Source organism: Acinetobacter sp. YH16052 (assembly GCF_013417155.1).
GTDB lineage: Bacteria > Pseudomonadota > Gammaproteobacteria > Pseudomonadales > Moraxellaceae > Acinetobacter.
The window spans coordinates 1-4,668 of record NZ_VPEO01000062.1; the positions used below are offsets into that span (position 1 = coordinate 1).

Here is a 4,668-nt window from a genome sequence, read left to right on the forward strand (position 1 = left end):
AAAATTTGGACTCAGGGACTTGTTAGGGGTTTCACCCCTAAGACCCCAAAAGCAAAAGCTCTTAACGAGACACGAAATGGTAAAAAATAAAACAAAAAAATTTAGACTCACACAGCTCCAGTTTGAGCAACTGGAGCAACACCTGCAAAAGGAAAATACAAGTTTCACTGACTTCATTCATTCATTAATCGAGCGTGAAGTCATGCAAGATGTGATTACCGTTCAACAAACCAAAGACGAAATAAAACCCACAAGAACAAAAATTAAAACAGTGATTGAGGTAGTCAAACGCTATCAAAAGACTGATCCGAATGTATTGCTAGAGCTATCAAGAATCGGCAACAACATAAACCAAATTGCACGAGCATTGAACATCATCAAAAATGCTGATCCGCAAGAGCAACGCAAGTTAGATATTTTCAGCATTTTTTCAGTTTTAAAAGGCATTCAAACCGAGCTAGAAAAAGTCTTCCCTGCCTTACCTAAAATTAGTCGGCAAAGCCCTGAACGCTTAAAAAAGCAGTTGTCTTCAGTACAACTGGCTGAGGATGATGAAAGTGCATATTAAATTTTTGAATCATGGCAAAGGCAATGCTGCCAAAGCATCGGCATACTTACTCGATAAGTTTGATCACATGGGCAATGTGCGTGCAGGCATTGAAGTTTTAAGAGGTGATGCAACCACATTTAACGCCATTTGTGATGCAAGCCCCCATCTGTGGAAATACACCAGTGGCGTGATTGCTTGGTCAAAGGATGATGCCCCTACAGACGAGCAGATCAGGGAGGTTTTAACCGACTTTGAACAACATGCTTTCTCAGGGTTAGACCCATCTCAATATCATCTGTTTGCCGTTCAACATACGGATGATGATGGCTCAAAGCATATTCATGTTTTAGTACCACGCCTTGATTTACAGAGTGGAAAATCACTCAACATTGCGCCCCCAGGGCATGAGAAACATTTCGACTCATTACGGGATTACTTCAACACAAAATACCAGTGGTCACGCCCTGACGATTTGCTGCTAATGCACACGACACAAGAGCCGAACCACGTTGCCAAGCTTAATGCTCAAGCAAAAAAAATACTCTCAAGCAAAGAGCTAGAAACCTTGCCCAAAAAGCAATTTTACAAAGCAATTGATAATTACGTGAAAACCCTCTTAAAAACCAACACAGCAAAAAATAGAGCGGAAATAATCACCTGTATCAAACAACTAGATGGAGTCGACTCGATAAAACCAAATAAAGAGTCTCTAACGGTCACTCTCAACAACGGCAAAAAACATCGAATAAAAGGTGATTTCTATCATGAAAACTTCGAAATTGGATCTTATTCAGAGCATCTCAGAGCAGCAGCAGAAAGCCGACCAACTGCAAGTGAGCTTGCAGCAGCTCTCACAGACGCTGAGCAACTTCGAGCAACTTATAGAGCAAAGCGAGAAGCCTATAATCAACAACACCACGCTTTTACGCAAAGTACAGCAGACGACAACAACCATAGAATCGCACCTAAGCTCGATTTTGACCGAGCTAGGGTTTCTATCACCCCAAGCAATAAAAACGCTAACAGCGAGCTATACGGAGCAAATAGAGGCACTTCAAAAAAAACTAGCGAATATAGATATTACGGAAATATCAAAAGTGAAATCGAGCATAGATTCGTTTTCAACCTCAATTCAGGCTCTACAGAACCACATCAACAGCCAGTTGCAGAGCCTTTCAATCGACAAGCAGAGTCTACAAAAGAGCATACAAACCCAAGTACAGCAAGCGATAGCGAACCAAAGCGTACAGATCGAGAGCGAAATACAAACACTGATTTCAGAAAAGCTAAGCAATCAGAGATCGAAATACATTCTTTGGGGGGTAATCAGCTTTGGAATACTGAGTCTTTTAATGAGTTTTTATCTGAGCTATCAAGCCAGCATGAATCTAAAGACCATCGAAGCACAAGAACAAATAATTCAGCAGAACAGTCAGCAAATCAGAAATCAAATCAAAATGTTGGAAATCCAACGGAGGTAAGCAATGCAGACAGAAATCGACCACTTCTTAACAGAGCAAAACAACTTGTTATCAGAACAAAACAGCTTATTGATTCAACAAATCAATTCATTAAAAACAATCTTGAGCGAATACAGCGAAGTAGAGCAGAGCTTAAAAACTCAACTCAAACAACAGCAAACCTTGATTTCAGCACAACAATCCGAAATAGCCAAAATCGAACAGGGGAGTTTTTCCGAGCAGTTACAGCAAGCATTTCAAGAAAACTTGAAAATCCAATTGAGTCAGCAATTAACCAAATCATTGAGTCAACTGGATTTAAAAATCATTGTCAGCAACTTAGTAACAGCAAATTTAGAACCGATTCAAACAACAATCAGCACACAACAATCAGACATCGAGAGAGCACTCTCGAAAATCTTGCAATTGAAAGTTCCGAGCGACTTCTACGAAGATTTGCAGATGCAAAGCAAGCAGATCAACATGCTTGGGAAAACTCTAGAGAACTTGACGAAATTAATCGAAAACTTGAACGACTAGAAATCGGAATAACAGAAATTCGACTCAAACCCAAGCCAGCTCTTGATTTTAAATATTTAAGAAGCGACGGTTATTACCCCGATTATGTTGCTTATCACAAAGAAATCAGTGAAAAACAACAGCAAGCATATAAAAATCAGAATCAAATACAACTGATTGTTTTAACGAGTAAAAAAATTAAAAATATAGAAGAATACATAAATCGATCAAGTAAAAATCTCACTCACAGCGAGTGTAGAAAGTTAGATGAAATCATCAAAAACGACCGAAGAATGTTGAGATATCTTGAATGTGAGAAGATTTTAGAGCCTAGAAATTCCCATCTCAAAGAACCAAGAGAATTATATCAATCATGTTTGAAAGGCTTTGAGACGATCAAAAATGATATTCACGAAATTAAAAACCCATCACAACAACAAAACAGCATTGAATTATCAAGTCATGAACTCAAACAGCCACAACCGAGAAATGATTTTGACTTGAATATGTAATCCAATTCAGCAAAAGCAGTAATCAGAGGGGGGAATAAGTGATCTACCGTTATGTTGCTCACACTCCGTTCGCTTTGTGCTTTTCTTTTTGAGGCTAACAGGGATTAGCCGAGCGAGTGTCTACGAGCGATTGAACACTATCAAAATTTTGCCCTGCTCTTTCTCTGATTACAAGCTCCCCTTTACTGCTCAGACTTAGATATAGAGCATCCCGAAGGGTGCGAACAGATTTAATTTGCATCTAGGTCGAGCGAAGCGAGCATAAAAAACTCATGAGCGAAGCGAATTCCGAGTTGCTTTTGCTTTTTATTGAATTCCAGATGGTATTAACCAAAAATTGCCCCTTCGAACTGAGCGAAAGCGAAGTTCAATAGAGTTTGAGCGAAGCGAAAACCAAGGGCAATTTTTCATGACCTGGGCTTTTAATTATTTTAAAGCTTTTAAATACTTTTAGATGGCTTGAAAGCATTATGAATAAAGGGTTTTAGCTCTTATATGTCCACGTTTACCTTGCAATATGTCCACGTTTACCTTGCAATATGTCCACGTTTACCTTGCAATATGTCCACGTTTACCTTGCATTAGTACACAAATAATATTAACGTGTATTTATACACAATAAAAAAATAGTGGCTATGAGAGATTTAGTCGTAAAAGACAATGCCTTAATCAACGCAAGCTATAACTTAGACTTAGTAGAACAACGTTTAATTTTATTAGCTATTGTTGAAGCAAGGGAAAGTGGGAAAGGGATTAATGCAAATGATCCATTAGAAGTTCATGCAGATAGTTATATCAATCAGTTTGGTGTACACCGTAATACAGCTTATCAAGCCTTAAAAGATGCTTGTAAGGATTTATTCGCGCGTCAATTTAGCTATCAAGAGAAAAAAGCTAATGGGAATATCCGAAATGTTATGAGTCGTTGGGTATCTCAAATTGCTTATAACGACAATGAAGCAACTGTAGACTTAATATTTGCACCTGCTGTTGTTCCCTTCATAACCAGACTGGAAGAACAATTTACTAAATATGAATTACAGCAAGTTAGTAGTCTTAGTAGCGCTTATGCCATTCGCTTATATGAGCTTCTAATTCAGTGGCGAAGCGCTGGTAAAACCCCAACCATAGAACTACAAGAATTTAGAAAGAAGTTAGGCGTTCTTGATAATGAATATTTACGGATGGCTCATTTAAAAGAGCGTGTTTTAGAGCTTTCAATTAAACAAATAAATGAGCATACGGATATAACTGTAAAATATGAACAGCATAAAAAAGGTCGATCAATTTCAGGTTTTTCTTTTACGTTTAAACAGAAGAAAAAGGATAATCCATCAATAGAAAGAGATCCGAATGCCTTAGACCTTTTTTCAAAGATGACCGATGCTCAACGGCATATGTTTGCAAACAAACTTTCAGAACTCCCTGAAATGGGTCGCTATTCACAAGGAACAGAAAGCTATCCTCAATTTGCTGTTCGTATTGCTGAGATGCTACAAGACCCTGAAAAAATCAAAGAACTATCCCCATATCTAAAAAAAGTGGGATACATGCCATCAAATAAAAAGGACACCGTAAATGGCTAAGTTATCACTAAGTGAAGTATCTAAAAAATTTCATGTGGATA

Annotated in this window: 3 protein-coding genes; all 3 read left to right on the plus strand. The window is 38.1% G+C overall.

Going from position 1 to position 4,668, the window contains the following annotated elements; genetic code table 11:
• The first annotated feature begins 76 nt into the window (after positions 1-76).
• Entirely contained in the window at positions 77-568 is a 492-nt protein-coding gene (gene mobC, locus FTV42_RS15595) for a plasmid mobilization relaxosome protein MobC (protein ID WP_180039167.1), read from the plus strand.
• On the plus strand, positions 552-3,041 hold the full coding sequence (locus tag FTV42_RS15600; protein ID WP_257222733.1) for a relaxase/mobilization nuclease domain-containing protein: 2,490 nt from the start codon (positions 552-554) through the stop codon (positions 3,039-3,041). The genes mobC and FTV42_RS15600 overlap by 17 nt, the downstream gene beginning before the upstream one ends.
• Before the next feature lie 635 nt (positions 3,042-3,676).
• The gene (repM, locus tag FTV42_RS15605) at positions 3,677-4,627 is read left to right on the plus strand and encodes a replication initiation protein RepM (RefSeq protein ID WP_180039168.1); all 951 of its coding nucleotides are present in this window, start codon (positions 3,677-3,679) and stop codon (positions 4,625-4,627) included.
• Positions 4,628-4,668: the final 41 nt, after the last annotated feature.

What these genes read in the sequence shown, in the direction of transcription:
- repM (WP_180039168.1), top strand. Translation starts at nt 3,677, where the DNA reads ATGAGAGATTTAGTCGTAAAAGACAATGCCTTAATCAACGCAAGCTAT.
- FTV42_RS15600 (WP_257222733.1), top strand. Translation starts at nt 552, where the DNA reads ATGAAAGTGCATATTAAATTTTTGAATCATGGCAAAGGCAATGCTGCC.
- mobC (WP_180039167.1), top strand. Translation starts at nt 77, where the DNA reads ATGGTAAAAAATAAAACAAAAAAATTTAGACTCACACAGCTCCAGTTT.